This window comes from Mesorhizobium sp. B2-3-14 (assembly GCF_006442175.1).
GTDB lineage: Bacteria > Pseudomonadota > Alphaproteobacteria > Rhizobiales > Rhizobiaceae > Mesorhizobium > Mesorhizobium australicum.
In genome coordinates this window covers 1-24,051 of sequence record NZ_VFVP01000004.1, presented here as the reverse complement: position 1 = coordinate 24,051, position 24,051 = coordinate 1, and the positions used below count along the sequence as shown (strand labels likewise).

Sequence of the window (24,051 nt, the reverse complement as noted above, 5' to 3'; positions counted from 1 at the left end):
GGATGGGGCGGTTTAATCGGCCGCGCAATCAACGTCTTTGCCGCCGCCTCGGTCTTGCACGGCCAGATCATGAAATCTGGGAGGAATGCATGACAAGAACAGCCAGCCTTGGGCGCTGCGGCGTCCTCGCTTTGACAGGTGTTGTAGGTGCATGGTTGGGCCTCGCCACGGCTCATGCCGAGGACGCCAACAAGGCCGACATCGACGCGTTGAAAAAATCGCTCGCCAAATATCAGGACTACACCGCCGCCGTCCGCGATCTCTATTTGTCGACGGTCGGCTGCGTCTACTACAGCGGAGAAAAGATACCCGGCTCCATGGACTATCCGAAAGGCGCCATGGGCATTCATTTCGTCAATGTTCCAAGCGTCGGCCAGAAACTCGACCCGATGAAGCCCAACGTCCTGATCTACGAGCCGACCAAGAAAGGCCTGAAGTTGGTCGGCGTGGAATGGCTGGTGCCGCTAACCCCGGACATCAAGGCGCCGCCGAAGCTGTTCGGTCAAACCTTTATGGGCCCGATGGAGGGACATTATCCGCTCATCCCGAAGGAGTTCGTCCACTACGATCTTCACGCCTGGCTCGATGACAATCCGAACGGCATGTTCAGTCCGACGAACCCGAAGGTGAAATGCAACAAGGCCGAGTTTCCGATGCTGGAAAAACCGACCAAGATGATGTCCGGGCCGATGTGAACTGGAGCGGATCAGCGTTCGCCTGAATCGCCCCACCTGCTTGTTTCCACGCAATTCGCGACGGAAGAGCGCTACGCGGCTTTTCCTCGAATTGCTGTCGGCTGCAGGGCAAAAAAGAAGGCAAGCCGGCTAGGCGGCTTGCTGGCTGGAATCAGACCTTGGCGACGATGCGCATGAAGGCCGGCATGTCGTCGCCGAAGCCGACCGTGGCGTCGTTGTCTTCCTGATGGTGGCGGGCAGGGCGGTTGTTGCTGCGCTGCGGCCTGGTGTCGCCGCGCTCAGGGGCGCGCGGCTCATTGCGGTCGGACGATTTGCGCTCGGTATTTTCCGAGCGGATTGCATCCTTGCGGGCGCGCCGTTCGACAATATCGGCCGTCTCGGCCACATCGGGCTGCTCCTGCGGCTGAGCAACCACGGCCGAGGCATCTTCCTCGCTGTGTCTGCCGCGACGCTCGCCGCTCTTCTTGCGCCCGCCCCTGTCGTTGCGGTCCTCGTCCTTGCGGCCGGCGCGGCGTGGCGCGCCTTTGCCGCGGCGCGGAGCATCGTCCTCGCCTTCGCTGGCAACCACCGTCGACAGGTCGCCGTCATGCCACTCGATCTTGGTCCCGATCAGCCGTTCGATGGCGTCGATATACTTGGTGTCGGACTTGGTCGCGATGGTGAAGGACTTGCCGGAGCGTCCGGCACGGCCGGTGCGGCCGATGCGGTGGACATAGTCCTCGGCATGGATCGGCACGTCGTAGTTGAAGACATGGCTGACGTCGGGAATGTCGAGGCCGCGCGCGGCGACATCCGAGGCGACGAGATAGCGCAGCTTGCCGTCACGGAAATTGGCCAGCATCTGCATGCGCGCGCGCTGGTCCATGTCGCCATGCAGCGCACCGGCATCGAAATCATATTTCAGCAGCGAGCGGAACAGCTCCGAAACCTCGATCTTGCGGTTGCAGAAGATGATCGCGTTCTTCAGCTCCGCATCCTCGGCCTTGATCAGGTTGCGCAGCGTTTCACGCTTGTCCCAAGGCTTCGAGCCCGATTTGACCAACCGCTGGATGATGTTGGTGGCCGCCGAAGCGGCCTTGGAGACCTCGACGCGCACCGGCGCATGCAGGAATTTTTCCGTCAGCTTGGTGATCTCTGGCGGCATGGTCGCCGAGAAGAACAGCGTCTGCCGGGTGAACGGGATCATCTCGCAGATACGCTCGATATCGGGAATGAAACCCATGTCGAGCATGCGGTCCGCCTCGTCGATGACGAGGATCTCGACGCCGTTGAGCAGCAGCTTGCCGCGCTCGCGATGGTCGAGCAGACGGCCAGGCGTAGCGATCAGCACATCGGCGCCGCGCTCCAGCTTTTTGTCCTGTTCGTCGAACGACACCCCGCCGATCAGCAGCGCGATGTTGAGCTTGTGGTTCTTGCCGTATTTGACGAAGTTTTCCTCGACCTGCGCGGCAAGCTCACGCGTCGGCTCCAGGATCAGCGTGCGCGGCATGCGGGCGCGGGCACGGCCCTTTTCCAGCCGGGTCAGCATCGGCAGCACGAAGGACGCGGTCTTGCCGGTGCCGGTCTGGGCAATGCCCAGCACGTCCTTGCCGAGCAAGGCGTGCGGGATCGCACCAGCCTGGATCGGCGTCGGCTGGAGATAGCCGGCATCGGTGACTGCGGAAAGCACCTTCGGCGACAGGCCGAGGTCTGAAAAGGTCAACGCTTCTTGAGCGATCGTCGTGTCTGAGGACAAGTGTTGCTGTCTTTGGCTGGTTCGGGGAAGCGCAACGTCATTCGTCGCGGCAAGCGCCACGCGCCTGCAAGATTGGTATTGCGATTAGGCGCAAGCCCGCGATTTGTCAACAGAAACGGGTAGGATTGGCGCGATTGTGAAGTTGTAAGCTTAATCGCGATGCTTAATCCGGCCTCCTGTCACTGTGCCGGCTCAGTAACGGAACTGTTCGGCCAGGATGCGTTCGTTCCAGGAGTGGTTGGGATCGAACAGCAAAGTCGCGGTCGCCGTTGGCGATTCCCGCACCGTGACCGAGGTCACCGCTTTGACCTCCGTGTGGTCGGCGGCCGCGTTCACCGGCCGCTTTTCCGACTCCAGAATGTCGAAGCGCACGGTCGCCTTGTTGGAAAGCAATGCGCCGCGCCAGCGTCGCGGACGAAACGGGCTGACCGGCGTGAGCGCCAAAAGCGGCGCGTCGAGAGGCAGGATCGGGCCGTGCGCGGAAAGATTATACGCGGTCGATCCGGCCGGCGTCGCGATCATGACGCCGTCGCAGTTCAGTTCCTCGAGCCGTATTTGGTCATCGATGCTGATGCGGATCTTGGCCGTCTGGTAGGATTGGCGCCACAGCGCCACTTCGTTGATCGCCAGTGCCGTGACGTGTTCGCCATCCGAGGTGGTTGCCAGCATCTCCAGCGGGCGGATCGTTTCGGCGACCGCCGCCGCGATGCGCTCGGTGAGCCCCCCGGACCGGTATTCGTTCATCAGGAAGCCGATGGTGCCACGGTTCATGCCGTAGACCTTTTTTCCCGTACCCATCGTGTCGCGCAATGTTTGCAGCAGAAAGCCGTCGCCGCCCAGCGCCACCACGACGGTCGCCTCGGCGACCGAACATTGGCCATAGCGCGCCGACAGGCTATCCAGCGCCGCCTTGGCGTCTGCTGTGTCGGACGAGACGAAGGCGATGCTGTTGGTGGCTGTGCTCATGGCTCCCCGATCGCGACCGATTGGCGCCGGCAGGTTCTGGCGCCAGCGCCGGGGTAGCATGGGGCAGGCACGTCTGCAAAGAGAGCCTCTGTCAGCCCGTGAGGCGAGGGTGCGGCAGGACCGGCGCACCAGCCGGTCGCGGTTGATGTCACGGCGCGAGCGAATGTGATGGTTAAGGCAGGGCTTAAGCTCTCGTAAAGCCGGGTCGATCATGTTAGCCGGCATGGGGTGGCGTGGGGCGCCCGCAGCACTACCTTGCCACTTCGGGACGCAAAGGACGCTGCGGCAGTTCAGATATGCGTGCATGAACCCGCGGTTCTCGATGCCAGGGGATATGCGCCAGCCAGACGAGGCCGACATATTGCCGGTAGCACGCCTGATCATCGTCTTTCTCATGTTGGGAAGTTTCGCGCTTGTCTTCGCAGAACTGGTGCGCCAGTCGGAAGAAACGAGCGCCAGGCCGATCCCCACGGCGTCGCGTTGCGGCGATGCCGCCGGCATGCCTTGCCCGCAAAGGGCGCTATAGGTCAAACACCGCATCGATCCGCACCAGGGGATCCGGCGTACTTTCGAATGGTTCAGGAAGCGGATAGCCGCCGATGGCAAATCGGCGGCGACGACCTGAAAACCGGAGATTTGCGGCTTCAGAACCCGGCCCGTCATGTCGAACGCGAGACGGAATCGAGCCGACCGGCGAAATAGGGCTCGAGCACGGTTTCGAAGACCTTAAGGGCGGCGCCGATCGCCTGATGCATATCGAGATAGCGGTAGGTTCCCAACCGTCCCCCGAGGTGCAGGTTTTTCTCCGCACCCGCCCGGTCGAGATAGCGGCGATAGACCGCCTGATCCCTGCGCGTGTCGATCGGATAATAAGGCTCGTCGGCGCGGCCTGCGAAACGGGAATACTCACGGCCGATGAGCGTCTTGGCGCTCCCGTGCTGGCGCTCCGGGTTGAAATGCCGGAATTCGACCACGCGGGTATAAGGCACGGCCTCGTCCGCGTAGTTCATGATCGCCGTGCCCTGATGGTCCGGCGTGTCCATGACCTCCAGATCGATATCAATGGTTCGCCAGCCGAGTTCGCCTTCGCTATAGTCGAAGTAGCGGTCGATCGGCCCGGTGTAGACGACCGGCAGGTCCTTCGGCAGCAAGGACTTGATGTCGAAGAAGTCGATGCCAAGCCGTGTTTCGATAAGCTCCTGCGCCAGCATCTTTTCGAAGATCGCCGTGTAGCCGTCCACAGGCTGGCCCTGGAACCGGTCGTTGAAATAGCCGTCCTCGAATGTGTAGCGAACTGGCAGGCGCGCGATGATCTGCGCCGGCAGTTCGCGCGGATCCGTCTGCCATTGCTTGGCGGTGTAACCCTTGATCAAGGCCTCGTAGAGAGGGCGGCCGACCAGGGAGATCGCCTTCTCCTCAAGATTGGCCGGCGGACGGTCGCCAACTTCCGTCGCCTGCTCGGCAATCATGTCGCGTGCCTCGTCCGGACTTAGCCGCCTGCCGAAGAACTGGGACATCGTGGCAAGGTTGATCGGCAGCGGATAGACCTTGTCGCGATATGTCGAGAATGCACGATGGCGATAGGCGGTAAAACCGGTGAAGGCACGCAGGTAATTCCAGACCTCCTCGTTGGATGTATGGAACAGATGCGGTCCGTAGCGATGGATCTCCACACCGGTGACAGGATCTTGTTCGGTGTAGGCATTGCCGCCGATGTGCCGGCGCCGGTCGATTACCAGCACGCGTCGCCCGAGTTGCGTGGCGATGCGCTCGGCAAGCGTTGCACCGTAAAAACCAGCGCCGACAATGAGGATTTCGGCCTTGCCCAGCAGGGTCCTGTCCATTCGCGTATCCGAACCTTAGGGCTTGAGAATTATTTGGGACAGGTCGACGGACTTGGAATACTGCCTGCGCAGAAGGCGCCATAACAATTCCATCAATCGATTCGCCTGGCGAAAGGCTTTCCTGTCCAAGAGATAATCGGCCACCATACGCAGGCCGATCATGGACTTCGACCGCCAGCGCCGGCCTTTTCGATCGACGGCCTCATAGGACAATGGAAAAAGCTCGCCAAATCCATATTGCGACGCCAATTGGCGATATTCCTTGTCGGGCGTTCTTCCTGACTCGAGCATCGCTGTTTTCAGGTGAGCTCCCACCGGCCGGGTGTGGCGGACCGGCAAGGCGTCGAACACGGCAGATGTTCCACGGTTTTCTTCGGCAAGCCTGGTCCACAACAAGTCCAGACCAAAACCGCTCATGGAGTGTTTGAACAGAGGCAGCATCTTGGCCGCTACATCGGCTCTCAGGCAGGGGGCCATGATCTCGATCGTGTCTACCAGGCGAAACTCGAAGCTCCTGCAGTGGAGGAACGGGAGGTGGGAATAATAGCTGTCCAGCGTCAGTGACGGCTGGCCGATATGGAGGCCAAGCCGGCGCATGTTGGCGAACATCGCCTCGATGGTCGCCCGGTCTGCTTCCAGATCGTCGTCCGGCAGCCAGACATACTGGTAGCGGTCAAGAAGTTCGGGCTGTTGGCTCAGCAGAGCATGGATGCCATCCCATTTGCCGCCCTTGTAGTCGACTCGGTTTTCAAGCGGCAGCCGAAACGCAGATGGATCACTTCCGAAGTAGCTGACGATCAAATCAAATTCACAATTGGGATCGTCCGCCCCCCATCCACGATGGAGAGATTTGTCGCCTGCCCTGACTATCACGAGATTGCGGTGTGTGGTGTTCGTCAAAGTCCTGCTTCCGACACTCATACCCTCAATCCGGGTCCTCGGCGAGCCCTACACGAAAGCAAGTTGAATGCGAAGGGCATGAGGAAGATCTCCTGGCGTTACCTGAGCACGATGTCTTGCCGGCATAACGGGTGTATTTAAACGTCATGACGATTCGTCGTGTTTTGAGGCGAATCCAATGGGGCAGGGGCCTGTCATGTCAACAGCTATTGCCCGAACGAGCGTTCTGATAATCAAGATTCGCTTATATACGGGACTCTGATTTTACAGGAACCAGGAATTCTATGAAACTGATCGTTGTCACCCCGGCCGGTCGTGAGAAATATCTGCGTCTGCTTGGCCATCATGTTTTGAAAAACCTCGATGTGCATGAGTGGCACCTCTGGGACAACTGTCGCAACGAGGCTGACCGGGCCTATCTACAAAGATTGGCGGCCTCCGATCCGCGTTGCAAGATCAAGCGGCTTCCACATGCCGATGGCGGGATCAACGTCATCGGCGATTTCTATCGCTTTTGCGACGATCCCGGTGCTTTCTACCTACGCCTCGACGACGATGTAATTTTTGTCGAGGACGGCTTCTTTCGAAAATTCATGGCAAGGGTCATGGCCGAAAGGGGATCGGCCATCTGGTACGCCCCGTTGATCGTCAACAACGCAATCTGCAATTCGCTGATCAAGCAGCTTTCCAGGGTGCGGGTGGATGGCCCGCTTACCTGTCAGGCGTCATGCGAATTCTCCTGGGCGCATGCGACCTTTCCGCAGGCCCTACACCCGGTGTTCATTGAAGCTGTGCGCTCCAATCGGCTCCAGGATTTTCGCGTGCCGGACCGGGAGATCAGGCTGTCACGCTTTTCGATCAACGCAATCGGTTTTTTCGGATCGGACATTGTCGATCTCGGAGAGCACTTTCAACCGCGCGGCGACGAGGAAGAGTGGTTGTCGGCGACGCTTCCGGCCAAGCTGGACCGGCCGGGCAAGATTTTCGGTGACCTGCTCGTCGCGCATTTCAGCTTCTATACACAGGAACGCCAGTTACTGCGCACCAACATTCTCGAAGGTTATTATGAGCTCGCCGGCCTGGCTCCCCCAGTCTACGAAAAACCGCCAGTCGGCTGGAGGGAGCAGCTGAGGCAATGGAGGAGACGCCGCAGGGGATCGGCGCCACCGCGCTATACAATCTCGCTTCCGGCACCCACTCCCGAGTGACGCACTGGCTACGGCCGGTTCGTGTCGCGAGCCGGTCGCCCACTGTGTCACCACCAGCGCACTGCGAAGGGGGGTGACGGGCTCGTGCCGCCCCCAGGCCTTCCCACGCCATTTCGACTTGATGCCGTAACTCAGCCCTCAAGGGCGCTGCCGCAGATGGCAGCCGGCCTGACGTTTCTGTTCGAGATATTCGTCGATCAACTGGCGGTAGCGCACCTTGCCGAAGCTCGGGAAATGGCCGCCATGGACGACCGAGACGTCGAGATCGCGCATGGCGAGCAGCGTCGCCATGTAATCTGGTATGTCCGAGTGGTAGACATCATCGATCAGCGGGCCATCATAGATGATGTCGCCGGACAGCAGGATGCCGGTCTTCTTCTCGTAGAGCGCAATGCCGCCCGGCGAATGGCCTGGCGTGTGGACGACCTCGAAGGCCCGGTCGCCGAGATCGATGATGTCGCCATGCGCGAGCATACGGTCGGCCGGCGCGGGCTGGATGCGATAGCACGCCGTGTCCCAGCCCCGCGGCATGCCATCGAACATTTCTTCTGTCGCATAGGTGCCGGCAGCGGTCCATTCGTTGCGCGGATCGGCCAGGATTGCCGCTTCGGCCGAATGCACGCAGCGATCGGAAAATTCATGGTGGCAGCCGATATGGTCGAAATGCGTGTGGCTGGCAACGCAGGTCAGCTTGCGCTCGCTCACCAGGGACACATGGGCGCGCAGGCTGAAATGACCGAGGCCGGTGTCGAACAGGAGATCGCGGTCGCGTCCGCGCACATGCCACATATTGCAGCGGAAGAACGGTTTTATCCATGGCTCGTGGATCAGCGTGATGCCGTCGGCCATGCGGATTGTTTCGTACCAGTCCGGTGCGTCGATGACCGCAAGCGTGCTCATGTTCAATCCGTCAGCAGGATGATCTGGTCGGTATCACAGGAAATCGCGACCCTGTCGCCCGCATGGACGATGGAGGTCGCCGGCAGCTTGGCGATGAACCGCAGGGAAGGCTCTTCGACGGAGGTCGCCAGCACGCGCTTGAAACTGCCCTGGAAAACGACGTCGCTCACATCAGCCTCGCCGAGCTTCGTGCCAGCCGACGCAGCGCCAAGCACAAGGTGCTCAGGGCGTATCGCCAGTGCGGCAGTAGACCCCAACGGCAAGGCACTGGATAAGGAAACCGGTCCGACCGGTGTCGTGACGGTGCTCGTCCTGTCACTGGTCTCGATGACAGTGCCGGCAAGGATCGTGCTCTCGCCCATGAAGGTCGCGGAAAAACGCGTCGCCGGCCTCGCATAGACGCGCTCGGGCGGCCCCTCGTCCTCGATGCGGCCGTCATTCATCACCACGCAATGGTCGGCCAGCGCCATCGCTTCTTCCTGGTCGTGAGTGACATGGATGAAGGCGGTGCCGACCCGCTTCTGGATCGCCTTCAGTTCGTCCTGCATCTGGCGGCGCAGTTTCAGGTCGAGCGCCCCGAGCGGCTCGTCGAGCAGAAGCACCGCCGGCTCGATCACCAGGGCGCGCGCCAGCGCCACGCGTTGGCGCTGGCCGCCGGAAAGCTGGTGCGGCTTCTTGTCGAAGGCGGCGGCGAGGCCCACCAGGGCCAGCGCATCGCGCGCTTTTGCCGCCCGCGTCGCTCCGTCGACACCTTGCATGCGCAGCCCAAAACCGACATTGCCGCCGACGCTCATATGCGGGAACAGCGCATAATCCTGGAACACCGTCGTCGTCGGGCGTTTGGCCGGCGGCACCGAGGTGCAGTCCTGGCCGCGGATGAGAACCTTGCCTTCGCTCGGATTGACGAAACCGCCGAGAATGGAGAGCAGCGTCGTCTTGCCGGAACCGGATGGTCCAAGCAGGATCGTATAGCTGCCGGCCGCTATCGTCAGCGAGACGTTCTTCAGCACGGGATGCTGGCCGAAGCGGTGCGAGATGTCGCGGATATCGACCAGGGGCGCGTTCATGCCGGTTTCCTCCGCAGCAAGGTCAGTTCGAAGAACACCACCAGCACGATCGAGACGGCAAAGACCAGCGAACCGACCGCATTGGTCTTGGGGTTGAGGCCGGAGCGCAGCAGGTTCCAGATTTCCACCGGCAGCGTGGTATCGAAGCGCGTCAGCAGGAAGGAGATCACGAACTCGTCCCAGGAGAACGTCATCGACAGGAAGAAGCCGGCGAAAATGGCCGGCGCCATGACTGGCACGGTGATCAACAGCAGCACCTTCCATTCCGGCGCGCCGAGGTCGCGCGCGGCGCGCTCGATGTTGATCTGGTGGTCGCCTAACTGGCTGTAGATGATGGCGAAGCACAGCGGCAGGTTGATCACTACATGGCCGATCCCGGCGGCAAGCAGAGATTTCGGCACGCCGGCCCAGTTGAACAGCACCAGCAGCCCCATGCCGATGATGAGATAGCTGACGGTGAGCGGCAAGGTGATCAAACCGCGCAGCAGGCCCGAGCCTGGCAGGACGAAGCGCGCGAACCCCCAGGCCGACAGGAAGCCGAGCATGACGGCTGCGGCCGAGGAAAGAACCGCGACCAGCAGCGAATTGGCCAGCGCCGAAGTCAGCCGGTTATCGGAAAGAACCGCCTCGTACCAGCGCAGCGATGGGCCTGTGAACGGGGGGATGGGGAAGGACGTCGACTGCAGCGAGAACAGCACCAGCACGACGACCGGCAGGAAGATGAAGCCGTAGACGGCAAGCGCGTAAATCCAGGAAGCGATGCGGCCAATGCTGCGCATGATCAGGTCCGCTCGATCTTTAGCCAGCGGGCGCAGGCGAGATAGGCGATGGTCACGACCGCCATCAGGATGATCGACAGCGCCGAGGCCAATGGAAAATCGCCGCGCCGGCCGATCTGCATCATCACCAGCTGCGGCATCAGAAGCTCGTTGTTCCCGCCGAGGATCTGCGGCGTGATGTAGTCGCCGATGCACAGCACGAAAGTGAGAAAAGCGCCGACCATGATGCCGGGCAAGGTCAATGGCAGGATGACATGCAGGAAGGTGCGCACCGGTCCGGCGCCGAGATCGGCGGCGGCCTTGCGGTAACTGGGGCTGAGCTGCTTCAGATTGGCGAAGATGGTCAGCGTCAAAAGCATGACGAAGAAATGCACGAAGCCTGTGACGGTGGCCAGGCGCGTATTGGCGAGCTGCAGCGGTTCGGAGACCACGCCAATGCCAGTCAGTGCCCGGTTGATGACGCCGTTCTGCGCCAGCACCAGCAGCCAGGAGTAGGAGCGCACGACATAGGAGGTCCAGAACGGCAGCACGGCCAGCATCAGCGCCAGCCGCTGCCAGCGTTCAGGAACCTGTTCGGCCAGAATCCAGGCGAAGGGATAGGCAAGCAGCACGGAAACCACGGTGACGATGGCGGTGACCTGCAGCGAGTTCACCATCGCCTGCCAGTAGGCGGGGTTGGTGAAGAATTGGCTGTAGTTGGACAGGGTGCCCCCGCCGCCCTCCTGCGCGGTGAAGCTCGAAAGCCCCATGGCGACGAAGGGCAGCACGAAGAAGAGAAGCGTCCAGCCAAGTGCCGGTGTGACCAGCGCCCAGGGAAGGGCACGGCCTGTCCGCGCGCCCTCACTGTTTCCCGCGGCGCTCATCAGCGTATCGGCTCACTTGGCCTGCAGCATTTCGGTCCACATATCCTGCATCTTCTTGTCGAGGTCGGCGCTCGGCGCCGGATAGGCCTGCGCACGGGCGAGGAAGCCGGGCTGCTCGTCGAAGCGCAGGACCTTTTTCTGGTCGTCGGTCAATGCGGCCTTGGTGTTGGACGGCATGCCCCAGTAACAGGACGAGGTGGCGAGCCGTGCCTGGCCCTCGGGGCTCAGTATGTACTGGATGAATTTCAGCGCCATGTCCTTGTTCCTGGAATCCTTGAACATGGCGAGCGACTGCGACCACAGCACCGCACCTTCTTTTGGAATGGAAAAGTCCAGCGCCGGGTTTTCCTTGGCCAGCCCTGCCGTCACCCATTCGCCGCCGCCGACCAATATGTCGACCTCGCCGGTCGCCAGCGCCGTCTGGCTGGCGGTGACTTCACCGACCAGCTTGGCATTGGCCTTCATCTTGAGCAGCTCTTCCTTGAGCGCGGGCAGGTCGGCTTCCGTGAGATCGGCCGTCTTCTTGCCGATGGCCAATGCCGCCATGCCGATGACGGGGAGATAATAATCGTAGATGGCGACCTTGCCCTTGTACTTGTCTGATGTCAGCGACGCCAAGGATTGCATGTCCGCCGGATCGACCTTTGTCTTGTTGAAGCCGATCGTGTTGTAACCGAACTTTTCGGTGATGCCGTAGCGCTTGCCGCCGACAATGGTCGAGCCGTCCATCTTCACCTGCGGGAAGAGATCGGCGAACGGCAGCTTGTCTTCCGGCAGCGGCTCGAACAGGCCTTTCTCGACGCCGCGCGGCACGTCGATGCTATCGATCACCATCACATCCCAGTCGCCGGGCTGCGACTGCTCGACGATGGCCAGCCCAGCCCCGGTGCCTTCGAATTCCTTGACGTTGACCTTGACGTTGTTGGCCTCCTCGAAAGGCTGCAGCAGCGCCGGATCGGAATGGTCGCACCAGATCAGCGCGTTGAGATCGGCGGCTTCGGCGAGGCTGCCCGCCGCAAGCAGCAATGCCGTGGCGGCACATGCAGCGTGCATCTGGCGCTTCAGGACGGAAAGCGGATTGCCGGATTTGACGGACATCGAGTGTTCTCCCTTGCCTTTGTGGCTTCTTGCAAAAAACTGAACCAATTCTAAAATTGAGTCAATTCTGTTTTTGTGACAAGAGGCTGATATGAGCGGATTGCGGGCAAGGCAAAAGGCGGATCGCCACCGGCGTATCATCGAGGCGGCGGCGGCGCTTTTCCGCGAGGCCGGGTATGAGGGCGCCAAGATCGAGACGATCGCCGCGCAAGCCGAAGTCTCGATCGGCACCATCTACAATTACTACCAGAACAAAGGCGATATTCTCGGCGCCATCGTCTCGATGGAAGTCGACGAGGTGCTCAATGCCGGGCGCGGCGTGGTCGCCCGGCCGCCCGCCAATGTCGGCGACGCCTTGGACACGCTGATCGGCATCTATATCGAGCACTCGCTGCACTATCTCAGCAAGGAGATGTGGCGGCAGGCGATGGCGATCTCGACGCAACTGCCCGACAGCCCGTTCGGCCAGGCTTATACTGGCCTCGACCGCTCGCTCACCGAACAGATCCGCGCGCTGATCGCCCGCCTTCAGGAGATCGGCCTAGTGCGGCAGGATATCGACGGCACGGCACTCGGCGAATTGATCTTCAACAACATGAACATGATGTTCATCGAATTCGTGAAGCGGGATGAAGCCAGGATACCGGAGTTGAGGGCCGCGATACGGCGGCAGAACCGGATATTGGTGGCGGCGATCGGAGTGTGAGGGCGTCAGGAGCAGGCAGGAGAAGTTGTCGCTTCGGCATCGGACGGCGTCTTACGCGATGATTGGCTCTTGAGTTGAGTTTGAAATCTGCTACAACTTATAGGGGTATAAAAAGGGGGAAGGTAAATGGGGACGTTTTCCATCTGGCATTGGGCGATCGTGCTGCTGCTGATCGGCGTGCCTGTTTTCTTTGCTGTCCGGTCAGCCGCGAAGCCGTCGCAGAATCCTGAGTCACTTGTGGGCTTCGGTGGCTGGCTGATGCTGCTGGCTATCGGTCAGACATTGTCACCGCTGCGCACGCTCGCCGATTTCGGCAATTCCGCCGACGGCTACCAGCAACTCATGACCTCCCAAACGGCTCTCTGGCTGTGTATGGCGAGGTTGCCCTCAATCTGGCATTTCTGGCGCTTCAGCTGGTGGTGCTGGTTTCAATGCTGCGGCGAAGCCGTCGATTCCCGCAATTGTTTCTCTGCCAATGGTTTGCGATTCCTGTTGTGTTTATCCTGGATACGATCTGGATTTCGTCAATCCTGGGCGTTCCGGTAAACAAGGTGCTCGCTGGCAACGCGCTGGCGGCCCCCATGGCTTGGTTTGTGGTGACCGGCATCTGGGCCGCTTATGTCTATAAGTCTGTGAGGGTGAGGAATACGTTCACCAGGACGAACGTGTCGGCCCAAATCGCGAGCGCTTCGTAAAGGGGGGTGGCGACGTAATCGCCCTACAAGGGGGTTTTCGGAGGACACTCCTGCGTCCCTACGGGCTTGGGGTGGCCTGCCACCCGGAGCTCGAAGAGCGTAGGGTGGTGCCCCCGGACGGAATCGAACCGCCGACCTTCGGTTTACAAAACCGCTGCTCTACCAGCTGAGCTACAAGGGCACGGCGCTCCGGTTAGCATATTTGTTGCGCCAGTAAAGACAAAACTCCGTTTTTGGGCATCAGCCGTGGTGGAGGATGCCCACGCGTCCGCATGCTGAAATCCGCGAACGCGCTTCCTACATCAGGGTAAGTGCAATGCGCTGAACGGAGTGTCGCATGATCAGGCTTGTCATCATTCTCCCTATCGTCGTCGTGGCGTGGATGCTGCTGGTGAAGCTCATCAGCGATGTGAAGAAGGCCAATGTCGACTGGACAGGCGTCACCACCTTCATCGGCTTTATCGCGCTCGCCTTCTGGCTTCGGCATATCACCGGCATGGGCTGAGTGGGGAGTGGGGAGTGGGGAGTGGTGAGCAATTGCTGCCGGTCATGGCGCGAGCCGGTGCTGCCTACTCAGTTTCGCCAACAGTGCGCCAAAAAAATCTCCAGATCTGTCGAACCTTTCGCCGCGGCGCGCCGACTGATCCTCAGAGGCGAATGGTCGCCTCGATCAGAGATCCAGGAGATCATCATGTTCAAGCGCAGTTTCGTTTCCAGCATCGTCGCCATCGTCGTTGCAACCGGCGCGCTCGCCGGCACCGTTCAGTCTTCGTCGGCTCACGGCATGCATCATCATCATCGTCATTTCGACGACTACCTCTACTACCAGGATTACCCGGACTATCCGGATTACTGGTGGGTCTATGGCCATCACCATCATCGTCATCACCACCACCGCCACATCATCCTCTACTGAGCGCAGCCTGGCGGCTTGATTGAAACCTCCAGCAAAGGGCGGCTTCGGCCGCCCTTTTCTCATCGAACGCGGCGCTTCCAGTCGCCGTCACGGACGATGACCGATCGGCGCAAGGTGCCTGAAGTGCCGGAATGGATGATCAACGTCGGCGAGGGTCGCCACGCCTTTTCAGCCAGCGAATTCCTGCTCTTCGAAAAAAATCAAAACCCCGTCGAACCTTTTTCCTTGCCGCAACGACAGATCATCAAGAGGCGGATGGCTCGCCTCTCCAAACGAAGCAAGGAGATCATCATGTTCAAGCGCACACTCGTTTCCGGCCTCATCGCCACCACCGTCGCCGCCACCGCTTTGGTCGGCACCGTCCAGCCCTCTGCTGCCCACTCGCATCACCACGGCCTCGGCATCGGCATCGCCGCCGGCGTCGGCGGTTTCGTTCTCGGCAGCCTGCTTGCCCAGCAGCAGCCGCGCACCGTCTATGTCGATGAAGATGGCGGTTCCTGGCACGTCCGCCGCTGCTTCGATCGCTACTCCAGCTACGATCCGGACTCCGACACCTATATCGGCCGTGACGGCTACAGCCATTACTGCCGGCTCTGAGTGGCGGCGGGCGACTGGAAAGAGGGGTTGCGAGGCAGCCCCTCTTCGTCGTTTGAAGACCGTCTTTCTAGAGGTGCATCTTCGGGTCGAGGATCGGCAGACCGGCCGCGCGGCAGGTGCCGCCAATCTGAAGCCGGGCAGCCTCGGTCTCGTCGCCCATCGCGACCAGTTCGAAGTGGCTTGCGGCGTCCGGGTAGACCTTGGCGATGAATGGCTTGTCGCCGACGCCGGACGAGGCATTGACGGTGCCGCAAACCACGATCTCCTGGCGGCCATCAAGCATTCGCTCGCCTGCTAACATGGTTCCGAACCTGGCGGAGGCTGAATCCGGCAGCCGCTGGCGGATACCGGCCGTGATGATCTCCTCCAGCGCGAGCGAGATCGGGATGGGATTGACCCGCTGGTCGCCGGTATCGGGTCGTGGTGCCGCCGCCACACATCCGCACAGCGAAACGGCAAGCAGAAGCTGAACCACTTTCCTCATGCGCGCCCTTTCGCATGCATTCGAACGCGACGGCAAGACGGTCAAATCCCATGCAGCCGGCGGCATGCAGCGATTTTCGGCGCGTCTGGTCTATCCCTTGATCAGCCTGCCTTCGAGCCGCCGATCATTTTCGTCACTTCGGCCGCCGCGTCGCGCACCAGCGGGCCGATCTCGGCCAGCCGCTCGGGCGTGACCCGCACCGTCGGCCCGGACACGGAAACGCCACCGATCGGCTCGCCATACTCGTTGAAGATGGCGGCGGCCACGCATCGCATGCCGGGATGGCGCTCCTCATCGTCGACCGACCAGCCGCGATGCTTGATGACGGCCAGATCGTGTGCGAGGGCGGAGATGTCGGAAAGGGTCTTGTCCGTATAGCGCTGCAGGCCCGCCTTGCGCAGGATGGTTCCGACGCGCTCCGGTTCGAGATGCGCCAGCACCGCCTTGCCGATTCCCGAGGCATGGAAAGGGCTGCGCGTGCCCGGCCGGAAGAAGGCGCGGATCGCCTGGTGCGTCTCGACCTGGTTGACGAAGACCACGCAATCGTCTTCCGCGACGCCGAGATTGGCGGTCTCGCCGGTCTTCTCCATCAGTTCCTGCATGACGATACGGGCGCGGTCGACCAGCTTGCGGCGGCGCAGGAACGCCGCGCCCATGCGGTAGGTCTCGACGCCGATCGACCAGAGCTGGTCCGATGTATCGAACTCGACCATGCCGTGGTTTTCGAGTGTCGTCAGCATGCGGTAGGCGGTGGAGGCGGCAAGCCCGCTCTGCGCCGATATCTCGCTCAGCGACAGGCCGCTGCCTTCGGCGACAATGGCCAGGATACGCAAGGCCCGGTCGAGCGACTGCACCGAGGCAGCTTCGGCCGGACCATTGAAGGCGCGCGGGCGGCCACGCTGACGTTTTTCGCTCGTTTCCATGGGCTGGCATTCTCGCCCGTTTCTCCCAAGATGCAATGAAAAAGTTTTTCGTGAAATTCTCGGTGCAAATCCTGGAAAAGAGAAAAGGAAACAAAATCAGTTGGTAAGAGCCGTTTATTAGAAATGAAAAAATATTCTGAAAAAATTGAAAAAGCGCCCGCCCGATGACATCCTTAGCCATCCAACAATCATCTCGTGGAGGCTGGAAATGGCCAGGATGCGCGCTGTCGATGCCGCTGTTCTCGTTCTCGAAAAGGAAGGCATGTCCTGTGCCTTCGGCGTGCCGGGTGCGGCGATCAATCCGCTGTACTCGGCATTGAAGGCGAGGGGCACGATCCGCCATGTCCTTGCCCGCCACGTCGAGGGCGCCTCGCATATGGCCGAAGGCTATACCCGAGCCAAGGCGGGCAATATCGGCCTCTGCATCGGCACATCGGGGCCGGCCGGCACCGATATGATCACCGGGCTCTATTCGGCCGCGGCCGATTCCATTCCGATCCTGTGCATCACCGGCCAGGCGCCGCGCGCGCGGCTGAACAAGGAGGATTTCCAGGCTGTCGACATCGCCGCGATCGCTGCGCCCGTCGCCAAATGGGCGGTGACGGTGATGGAGCCCTATCTGGTGCCGATGGCGCTGCAAAAAGCGTTCCATTTGATGCGCTCGTCGCGGCCGGGTCCGGTGCTGATCGACCTGCCGGTCGACGTCCAACTGGCCGAGATCGAGTTCGACATCGATGCCTATGAGCCGCTGACGCCATTCAAGCCGGCGATGACGCGCGCCCAGGCCGAAAAGGCGCTGGCGATGCTCAACGCGGCCGAGAAGCCGCTGATCGTTGCCGGCGGCGGCATCATCAATGCCGACGCGTCCGACCTGTTGATCGAGTTTGCCGAGATCACGGGCGTTCCGGTCATTCCGACGCTGATGGGCTGGGGCGCGATTCCTGACGACCACCGGCTGATGGCCGGCATGTGCGGGCTGCAGACCTCGCACCGGTACGGCAACGCCACCATGCTGGAAGCCGATTTCGTCTTCGGCATCGGCAACCGCTGGGCCAACCGTCACACCGGTTCGGTGGACGTCTACACCAAGGGCAAGAAATTCATCCATGTCGACATCGAGCCCACACAGATCGGCCGTGTCTTCGCCCCCGATCTCGGCGTCGTTTCGGATGCCGGCGCTGCACTGAAGATGCTGCTCGACGTCGCCACCGAGTGGAAGACGGCGGGCAGGCTGCGCGATTGGTCGGGCTGGGCCAGGGAATGCCAGGGCCGCAAGAAGACGATGAAGCGCAAAACCCACTTCGAACAGGTGCCGCTGAAGCCGCAGCGTGTCTACGAGGAGATGAACAAGGCGTTCGGGCGTGACGTCACCTATGTCACCACCATCGGCCTGTCGCAAATCGCCGGCGCTCAGTTCCTGCATGTCTACAAGCCGCGCAACTGGATCAATTGCGGCCAGGCCGGCCCGCTCGGTTGGACCTTGCCGGCCGCACTCGGCGTGCGCGCCGCCGATCCCGAGCGCACCATAGTGGCGCTGTCGGGCGACTACGACTTCCAGTTCATGATCGAGGAACTGGCGGTCGGTGCGCAGCACAAGCTGCCCTATATCCACGTCGTCGTGAACAATGCCTATCTCGGCCTCATCCGCCAGGCGCAGCGCGGCTTTTCTATGGACTATGAAGTCAGCCTTGCCTTCGAGAACATCAACCGGGCCGACGATCCGGAGGCGGGCTATGGCGTCGACCATGTCGCCGTCGCCGAGGCAATGGGCTGCAAGGCAGTCAGGGTGCGCAAGCCGGAGGAATTCGCCGGCGCCTTCAAGCAAGCGCAGCGGTTGCTGAAGGAACACCAGGTTCCGGTCGTGCTCGAATTCATTCTCGAACGGGTCACCAACATCTCGATGGGGACCGAGATCGACAAGATCACCGAATTCGAAGACCTTGCCGAACATCAGGAAGACGCGCCCACCGCGATCGTGATGCTGGACTAAGCCATGCTGATATTCAGGTGAGGCCGGCCTGCAAACGGTGGCTTCCTGCGCTTCCGGTGCTCATGTACGAAAAGTACGCTCCGCTCCGGTTCTCGGAAACCACGATTTCCGACTCGGCCTGACCTGAACTCAACACGGCTTTGGTTCCAGGCAAGAAAAGGAGAAAAAAGAATGCCGCGTTTTTCAGCCAATCTGTCGATGCTCTTTGGCGAGCATGATTTCCTCGACCGTTTCGATGCCGCCGCCCGCGCCGGCTTCAAGGGGGTCGAATATATCGGCCCTTACGATCATGCGCCCGAGGTGGTCGCCGCGAGGCTGAAGAAGAACGGCCTGACACAAGTGCTGTTCAATCTGCCCGCCGGCGACTGGGCGAAGGGCGAGCGTGGCATCGCCGTGCTGCCGGACCGCGTGCCGGAATTCCGCCAAGGCATTGCCAAGGCGATCGCCTACGCGCAGGCACTTGGCTGCGGGCAGGTCAACTGCCTGGCCGGCATCGCGCCAGCCAACGTCGACCGCAAGGTGCTGGAGGATGTCTTTGCCGAGAACCTGGCTTTCGCGGCGGAGAAACTCGACCAAGCCGGCATCAAGCTGCTGATCGAGCCGATCAACACCCGCGATATCCCGGGCTTCTTCCTCAACTACTCCGACCAGGCGCTGGCGCTGATCGACCGCGTCGGCTCGAAGAACCTGTTCCTGCAATATGACATCTACCACATGCAGATCATGGAGGGGGATCTCGCCCGCAAGATCGAGGCAAACCTCGGCCGCATCGCGCATATCCAGCTTGCGGACAATCCCGGCCGTCACGAGCCGGGGACGGGCGAGATCAACTATCCCTTCCTCTACGAACATATCGACCAGATCGGTTATGCCGGCTGGATTGGCGCGGAGTACAAGCCGAAGGCAGGGACGGAGGCCGGTCTGGGGTGGTTCAGGGAACTGACCGGGCAGGGAAGTGCTGCCGCTTAGCTGTCAAGAATCTTGCAATTCAGGTCGCGTTCTGTTGCGCCCCCTCTGGGCGTGAAGGAACCCGATCTGACAAAAAACGGAGAGAAGCAATGGAAACCATCGGCTTCATCGGGCTGGGCATCATGGGCGCGCCGATGGCGGGGCATCTGCTGGCGGCCGGCTACAGCGTCATCGCCAGCGACCACCGCTCAAAACCGCCGGCCGATCTCGTCGCCAAGGGTCTGAAGTCGGTCGCCGGCCATGCCGCCGTCGCGAGGGCCGCCGAGATCATCATCCTGATGGTTCCCGACACACCGCAGGTGGCCGATGTGCTGTTCGGCGACAACGGAGTCGCGTCCGGCCTGGCCAAGGGCAAGCTGGTGATCGACATGAGTTCGATCTCGCCGATCGAGACAAAGGACTTCGCGAAAAGGATCAACGATCTCGGTTGCGACTATCTCGACGCGCCGGTTTCCGGCGGCGAGGTCGGCGCCAGGGCGGCTTCGCTTACCATCATGGTCGGTGGTGAGGAACCGGCCTTCGAGCGCGCAAAACCCGTGTTCGAGAAAATGGGCAAGAACATCACTTTGGTCGGACCCAATGGTGTCGGCCAGACCACCAAGGTCGCCAACCAGATCGTCGTCGCGCTGACCATTGAAGCGGTCGCCGAAGCGCTTGTTTTTGCCTCAAAAGCTGGGGCCGACCCAGCCAAGGTCAGGCAGGCGCTGATGGGCGGGCTGGCCGCCTCGCGCATTCTCGAAGTACATGGCGAGCGCATGGTCAAGCGCACCTTCGCGCCGGGCTTTCGCATCGAACTGCACCAGAAGGATCTCAACCTGGCGCTGGAGGGTGCGAAGGCGCTTGGTGTGTCGCTGCCCAACACCTCGACCGCCCAGCAACTGTTCAATTCCTGCGCCGCCAATGGCGGCGCGAAGGAAGATCATTCCGCGCTGGTGAGGGCGCTGGAGCGGATGGCGAATTTCGAAATCGGCAAGGAGGCAAGAGAAATCAAAGCGGCATAGGTCGGAAGAGGGCGGCGTAACGTTCCCAGGCCGTCAACTTCCGTCTTAACCCAGCAACGGGTTCCGGCAAGCATCGCCGGGACCCGTTTTGATTTCTGGCGGGAGGCTTGCCGCTTCCAGTCAGCCGCGCTTCAGAAATGCCCGCGCCGCATAAAGGCTCACCGCCGCCGCGTTCGACACATTGAGCGAGCGGATGGCGCCGGGCATGTCGAGCCTGGCCAGCGTCGTCACCGTCTCGCGCGTCTTCTGCCGCAGGCCCTTGCCCTCGGCGCCGAGCACCAAAGCGATCCTGTCGCCAGCAAAGCTGGTTTCGAGCTCAGCCGGCCCGTCCGAATCGAGCCCGATGGTCTGGAAGCCCGCTTCGTGCAACTGGCCGAGCGCATCGGCGAGGTTCTTCACCTCGACCGGGTCGATATGCTCAAGCGCACCGGAGGCGGATTTTGCCAGCACGCCTGATTCCTGCGGGCTGTGGCGCGCCGTGGTGATCAGCGCGCCAGCGCCGAAAGCGACCGCCGAACGCAGGATGGCGCCGACATTGTGCGGGTCGGTGACCTGGTCGAGCACTAGCACCAGCCTTGTGTCGCCAAGTGCGTCGAGGCGCTTGGGCTTCAGCGGCTCGGCCTCGATCAGCACCCCCTGGTGCACAGCGTCCGATCCGGTAATCTTGTCGATGTCCCTGGGTTCGACCAGTTCAGCCTTGAAGGGCAGGGCGGCGAGATCGGCGATCTCGAGCCGTTCGGCCGCATTGCGCGTCACCAGCATTTTCTTGATCCGGCGGCGCGGATTGTCGAGTGCCGCGCGCACCGTATGCAGGCCATAGAGTCGCACCAGCCCGTCGGCTGCGTTTTCGCCTGGTGGCACTGGTTGCCGTGGCTTGAACGCCGGCGCGCCGCCGCTCTTCTCGTCGCGAAAGGCGCGGCGCAGCTTGGCGTAATGGGTGTCTTTGGGGGTGTTGGAATTGTTGCTCATGGCCGGCTTCTATAGCCGTCTCCTCCGGCCAAGGATATGCCCTGTCGCCGCAGCCGGCGAACAACATCGAAAAACCGTGGCCGCGCGGTTGACACCCAATGGCCTTGCCGCCATAAGGCGCTTCGCTGGTTTCGGAGAAGACATCTATCTCGGGTCCGGATCGGCAAGAATGCCTCGTTGCATGGCTCCGGCGGCAGACTGGAGAGGTGCCCGAGTGGTTAAAGGGGACGGACTGTAAATCCGTTAGCTTAGCTTACGTTGGTTCGAATCCAACCCTCTCCACCACTGCCGGCCCGGAAGCCTGAAACGTATAAAGCATCGGACCGAAAAGGCATGGCGCTTTTCGGGTGAATCCGGTACTTCAGTGCCAGGTGCGGGTATAGCTCAGTGGTAGAGCAGCAGCCTTCCAAGCTGAATATGCGGGTTCGATTCCCGCTACCCGCTCCAGATTTTCAACTTTACAACCGGCAAGCCGAAACACTGCGCGGCAGGCGCGCAGCGCTTCAGGCATTGGTGGGCGCCGCGTCAGCTGTTGAAGGCGGAGGCGACCTGGTGCTGTTGCGGTACCTGGCCGTTCGGGGTCAGCTTGTCGACGATGCCGGGCAAGGCGGCCGATAGCTGCTTGAGCAGCTCCTGCTCGTCGAGCCCCGTCCTTTGGGCGATCTCGCGAATGACCTGCGGTCCGATCGCGTTGCCCAACTCATTGGCCCCGATTGACTGGTTCTGCCCGGTGCCGACCCAGGAGTCGGCGACATTGCCATGGCCGGCGTTCTTGAGCTTGTCGAGCAGCCCGCCCAGTCCGCCGAGCAGCCCACCGTCACCGGACGCGGTTCCGACAGGCGTGGGATCGGCGGGCGCCGGCGCCTGAGCCTGGTCCGGCTGTTCGGCGCTTCTGCCGCTCAGCATCTTCCCAACCAGCAGCGCACCGAGCGCGATCATCAGCGGTTTGGTGATATTGCCGCCGGGAACGGCGTTGTCAAAAAGTCCCATAGTGGATCCTCCATTTCAACCAAGCCCAGCCCGTCTTCAACAATGGCGCATTCGGGGGGAATTTCAAGCTGGCTTGAGCTTTTGACAATCATATGAAAATGTCCGGTTGGCGGAGGAATGGAGAGGAAAAAATGGGTATCATCAGCTGGATCATTCTCGGCGTCATTGCCGGGTTCATTGGCAGTAAGATCGTCAACAAGACCGGTCAGGGCATGATCATGGATATCGTGCTCGGCATTGTCGGCGCCATTGTCGGCGGGCTGATCTTCAGCGCCTTCGGTGCTTCGGGTGTGACCGGCCTCAACATCTATAGCCTGATCGTCGCCGTCGTGGGTGCCGTCGTGGTGTTGTGGGCCTATCATCAGTTCGCTGGCAAGCGGACCATCTAGACGCGATCGGCAGATTATCGGCTGCCGAATTCTGAATTGCGATGATCCGCCGTCGGTGCTGACCGCGCTCACGGTGTCGGAAGCTATTATGCCGGTGCGCCGCCGCGGATCAGGCGACCACGGCCAGCCGACGCTTGCGCTGGTCCAGCGACACGATGGTCAGCCCGCTGGCGACAACCAGCAGGATGCCGCAGACCGCCAGTGCATTGGGGAATTGCCCGAACACCAGCAGCCCCGAAATGACGGCCCAGACCGTGAAGCAGTAATAGAACGGCGCCACCGCGCCGGTCGGCCCGACGCGATAGGCCATGAAGATGAAGAAGTGGCCGAAGATCAGGAAGAAACCGGCTCCCGCCATCAGCATCAGGTGGTGCGCCTCCGGCGCCACCCAGCGCTCGGAAACCAGGTGCGCGGCGCCTGCGCCGATCAGGACCACGACGACCGCCGAGATCGCCACGATCATTCCTGGCACTTCGGCGGCGATCTTGCGGCCGGCCAGATCGCGCGCGGCGGCGAACGTCGCGTTGCCGAGCGCCAGCAAGGCATAGATCGAAATGCCTTGCATGGTGGGCTGCGCCACCATCAGCGCGCCGATGAAGCCCAGCCCGATCAGCGCCATGCGTTGGCCGCCGATACGCTCGCCAAACAGGATCGAGGAGCCGACCAGCATCAGCAGCGGCGTGATCTGCCCCAACGCGGTGGAATCGGCGATCTGCATGTTGGCGAGCGCGACGACGTAACAGAGGATCGCCGCCAGTTCGAGGAGGTTCCTGCGCAGCACCCGCCTGTCGAAGATCAGCGGGATTTGCTTGCCGTAGCCGAGCGCAAACAACAGCGGAAGGCCCCACAGCGTTGCCGCGGCACCGCGCAGGAAGAGCACTTCGTAGGAGGGCAAACCCGACGTGGCGAGCTTCATCATCGTGTCGTTGACCAGATAGGACCCGGTCGAGACGATCATGAACAGCGGGCCGCGAACGGCAGTCGGGATGAAATACATCGGCGCAGGAAATCAGACGCGGATCGCCGCCGCAATGGGCCATGAACCGCCGATAAATCCGACAGCGACTGACGTGGAGACCCGAGCAATCCTCGCTTTGCTCCCTCGGTTTTCGCCCATTCCATTTTCAAAGACGGATCCCCATATCAGCGCCACATCCCCGCAATCGGATCATGGGTTCTGGCCGAGTGAGATGGCGCCCGGGCAAAAGACGCTTGTGTTTTTTGGCCTTTGTCGCTAATCGCCCCGCATTCGACTGAACTGAAGGTCCAGGCCGTCCAAGGAAAGAGACTATGGCAAAAGGTAAATTCGAGCGCACCAAGCCTCATGTGAACATCGGCACGATTGGTCACGTCGACCATGGCAAGAC

Annotated in this window: 25 protein-coding genes, 3 tRNA genes and 1 pseudogene; 14 read left to right on the top strand and 15 right to left on the bottom strand. The window is 61.4% G+C overall.

The annotated features are described in order from the left end of the window. Positions 1–89: 89 nt before the first annotated feature. Positions 90–695, top strand: coding sequence for a hypothetical protein (locus FJ950_RS11780; RefSeq protein ID WP_140616918.1), 606 nt, complete (start codon positions 90–92; stop codon positions 693–695). Between the two features lie 151 nt (positions 696–846). Here the strand turns inward: FJ950_RS11780 and FJ950_RS11775 are convergent, their stop codons facing one another. The 4 genes from FJ950_RS11775 to FJ950_RS11755 form a co-directional block, all read right to left on the bottom strand. Then, complete coding sequence (locus FJ950_RS11775; protein WP_181171181.1) at positions 847–2,430, bottom strand: DEAD/DEAH box helicase; 1,584 nt, start codon at positions 2,428–2,430, stop codon at positions 847–849. 192 nt (positions 2,431–2,622) lie between these two features. Continuing rightward, positions 2,623–3,396, bottom strand: a complete 774-nt coding sequence (locus FJ950_RS11770; RefSeq protein ID WP_041163462.1) for an NAD kinase — start codon at positions 3,394–3,396, stop codon at positions 2,623–2,625. Between the two features lie 659 nt (positions 3,397–4,055). Further along, a complete protein-coding gene (gene glf / locus FJ950_RS11760; RefSeq protein ID WP_181171179.1) occupies positions 4,056–5,240 on the bottom strand; it encodes a UDP-galactopyranose mutase in 1,185 nt (394 codons plus the stop codon). Between the two features lie 15 nt (positions 5,241–5,255). Continuing rightward, positions 5,256–6,140: a hypothetical protein gene (locus tag FJ950_RS11755; RefSeq protein WP_140616917.1), complete on the bottom strand. Its 885-nt coding sequence runs from the start codon at positions 6,138–6,140 to the stop codon at positions 5,256–5,258. Positions 6,141–6,424: 284 nt separating this feature from the next. On the opposite strand from FJ950_RS11755, the gene FJ950_RS11750 reads away from it, so the two are divergent. After that, positions 6,425–7,348 carry a hypothetical protein gene (locus FJ950_RS11750; RefSeq protein ID WP_140616916.1) on the top strand — a complete coding sequence of 308 codons (924 nt, stop codon included), beginning with the start codon at positions 6,425–6,427 and terminating at the stop codon, positions 7,346–7,348. A gap of 138 nt (positions 7,349–7,486) precedes the next feature. Here FJ950_RS11750 and FJ950_RS11745 read toward each other — a convergent pair whose 3' ends face one another. Genes FJ950_RS11745 through FJ950_RS11725 form a run of 5 tightly spaced genes read right to left on the bottom strand, consistent with a single transcriptional unit; the run spans position 7,487 to position 12,055 of the window. Further along, positions 7,487–8,248 carry an MBL fold metallo-hydrolase gene (locus tag FJ950_RS11745; protein ID WP_140616915.1) on the bottom strand — a complete coding sequence of 254 codons (762 nt, stop codon included), beginning with the start codon at positions 8,246–8,248 and terminating at the stop codon, positions 7,487–7,489. A gap of 2 nt (positions 8,249–8,250) precedes the next feature. Beyond that, positions 8,251–9,315, bottom strand: a complete 1,065-nt coding sequence (locus FJ950_RS11740; protein WP_140616914.1) for an ABC transporter ATP-binding protein — start codon at positions 9,313–9,315, stop codon at positions 8,251–8,253. Further along, positions 9,312–10,094 (bottom strand): ABC transporter permease, encoded by a 783-nt coding sequence (locus tag FJ950_RS11735; protein ID WP_015318015.1) that lies wholly within the window; start codon positions 10,092–10,094, stop codon positions 9,312–9,314. The genes FJ950_RS11740 and FJ950_RS11735 overlap by 4 nt, the downstream gene beginning before the upstream one ends. Before the next feature lie 2 nt (positions 10,095–10,096). Further along, positions 10,097–10,957, bottom strand: a complete 861-nt coding sequence (locus FJ950_RS11730) for an ABC transporter permease (protein ID WP_140616913.1) — start codon at positions 10,955–10,957, stop codon at positions 10,097–10,099. Between the two features lie 12 nt (positions 10,958–10,969). Continuing rightward, positions 10,970–12,055, bottom strand: a complete 1,086-nt coding sequence (locus FJ950_RS11725; RefSeq protein WP_140616912.1) for a spermidine/putrescine ABC transporter substrate-binding protein — start codon at positions 12,053–12,055, stop codon at positions 10,970–10,972. A gap of 91 nt (positions 12,056–12,146) precedes the next feature. Here FJ950_RS11725 and FJ950_RS11720 point away from each other — a divergent pair, with 91 nt between their 5' ends. After that, positions 12,147–12,761 carry a TetR/AcrR family transcriptional regulator gene (locus FJ950_RS11720; protein WP_140616911.1) on the top strand — a complete coding sequence of 205 codons (615 nt, stop codon included), beginning with the start codon at positions 12,147–12,149 and terminating at the stop codon, positions 12,759–12,761. Between the two features lie 368 nt (positions 12,762–13,129). Next, the gene (locus FJ950_RS29770; protein ID WP_348641166.1) at positions 13,130–13,456 is read left to right on the top strand and encodes a DUF2569 family protein; all 327 of its coding nucleotides are present in this window, start codon (positions 13,130–13,132) and stop codon (positions 13,454–13,456) included. A gap of 105 nt (positions 13,457–13,561) precedes the next feature. Here FJ950_RS29770 and FJ950_RS11710 read toward each other — a convergent pair. Then, positions 13,562–13,637 (bottom strand) — tRNA-Thr (locus FJ950_RS11710). Between the two features lie 156 nt (positions 13,638–13,793). Between FJ950_RS11710 and FJ950_RS11705 the strand changes: the two genes are divergently transcribed. From FJ950_RS11705 to FJ950_RS11695, 3 genes are all read left to right on the top strand, one after another. Beyond that, a complete protein-coding gene (locus FJ950_RS11705) occupies positions 13,794–13,961 on the top strand; it encodes a hypothetical protein (RefSeq protein ID WP_015318010.1) in 168 nt (55 codons plus the stop codon). A 186-nt stretch (positions 13,962–14,147) separates the two neighbouring features. Next, positions 14,148–14,372, top strand: coding sequence for a hypothetical protein (locus tag FJ950_RS11700; protein WP_015318009.1), 225 nt, complete (start codon positions 14,148–14,150; stop codon positions 14,370–14,372). Positions 14,373–14,663: 291 nt separating this feature from the next. After that, a complete protein-coding gene (locus FJ950_RS11695) occupies positions 14,664–14,969 on the top strand; it encodes a BA14K family protein (protein ID WP_041163844.1) in 306 nt (101 codons plus the stop codon). 67 nt (positions 14,970–15,036) lie between these two features. Here FJ950_RS11695 and FJ950_RS11690 read toward each other — a convergent pair whose 3' ends face one another. Together FJ950_RS11690 and bhcR are read right to left on the bottom strand one after the other, a co-directional pair. Continuing rightward, complete coding sequence (locus FJ950_RS11690; protein ID WP_140616910.1) at positions 15,037–15,453, bottom strand: hypothetical protein; 417 nt, start codon at positions 15,451–15,453, stop codon at positions 15,037–15,039. A gap of 101 nt (positions 15,454–15,554) precedes the next feature. After that, on the bottom strand, positions 15,555–16,376 hold the full coding sequence (bhcR, locus tag FJ950_RS11685; RefSeq protein WP_023773060.1) for an HTH-type transcriptional regulator BhcR: 822 nt from the start codon (positions 16,374–16,376) through the stop codon (positions 15,555–15,557). A 208-nt stretch (positions 16,377–16,584) separates the two neighbouring features. Between bhcR and gcl the strand changes: the two genes are divergently transcribed. The 3 genes from gcl (at position 16,585) to FJ950_RS11670 (ending at position 20,336) form a co-directional block, all read left to right on the top strand. Then, positions 16,585–18,366 (top strand): glyoxylate carboligase, encoded by a 1,782-nt coding sequence (gene gcl / locus FJ950_RS11680; protein WP_140616909.1) that lies wholly within the window; start codon positions 16,585–16,587, stop codon positions 18,364–18,366. A 171-nt stretch (positions 18,367–18,537) separates the two neighbouring features. Next, positions 18,538–19,335, top strand: a complete 798-nt coding sequence (otnI, locus tag FJ950_RS11675; protein ID WP_140616908.1) for a 2-oxo-tetronate isomerase — start codon at positions 18,538–18,540, stop codon at positions 19,333–19,335. A gap of 89 nt (positions 19,336–19,424) precedes the next feature. After that, positions 19,425–20,336: a 2-hydroxy-3-oxopropionate reductase gene (locus FJ950_RS11670; protein ID WP_140616907.1), complete on the top strand. Its 912-nt coding sequence runs from the start codon at positions 19,425–19,427 to the stop codon at positions 20,334–20,336. Between the two features lie 120 nt (positions 20,337–20,456). On the opposite strand, the gene FJ950_RS11665 is transcribed toward FJ950_RS11670, so the two are convergent. Then, a complete protein-coding gene (locus FJ950_RS11665) occupies positions 20,457–21,305 on the bottom strand; it encodes an RNA methyltransferase (protein WP_140616906.1) in 849 nt (282 codons plus the stop codon). 200 nt (positions 21,306–21,505) lie between these two features. Here FJ950_RS11665 and FJ950_RS11660 point away from each other — a divergent pair. Continuing rightward, positions 21,506–21,590, top strand: a tRNA-Tyr gene (locus FJ950_RS11660). Positions 21,591–21,678: 88 nt separating this feature from the next. Continuing rightward, positions 21,679–21,752: transfer RNA gene (locus FJ950_RS11655), tRNA-Gly, on the top strand. A gap of 78 nt (positions 21,753–21,830) precedes the next feature. On the opposite strand, the gene FJ950_RS11650 is transcribed toward FJ950_RS11655, so the two are convergent. After that, a complete protein-coding gene (locus tag FJ950_RS11650; RefSeq protein WP_015318001.1) occupies positions 21,831–22,295 on the bottom strand; it encodes a YidB family protein in 465 nt (154 codons plus the stop codon). 131 nt (positions 22,296–22,426) lie between these two features. Here FJ950_RS11650 and FJ950_RS11645 point away from each other — a divergent pair, with 131 nt between their 5' ends. Next, the gene (locus FJ950_RS11645; protein WP_015318000.1) at positions 22,427–22,684 is read left to right on the top strand and encodes a GlsB/YeaQ/YmgE family stress response membrane protein; all 258 of its coding nucleotides are present in this window, start codon (positions 22,427–22,429) and stop codon (positions 22,682–22,684) included. Positions 22,685–22,793: 109 nt separating this feature from the next. On the opposite strand, the gene FJ950_RS11640 is transcribed toward FJ950_RS11645, so the two are convergent. Then, positions 22,794–23,681 (bottom strand): DMT family transporter, encoded by an 888-nt coding sequence (locus tag FJ950_RS11640; RefSeq protein ID WP_140616905.1) that lies wholly within the window; start codon positions 23,679–23,681, stop codon positions 22,794–22,796. A gap of 293 nt (positions 23,682–23,974) precedes the next feature. Between FJ950_RS11640 and FJ950_RS11635 the strand changes: the two are divergent. After that, positions 23,975–24,051, top strand: a pseudogene (locus tag FJ950_RS11635) (elongation factor Tu); the annotation flags it as partial.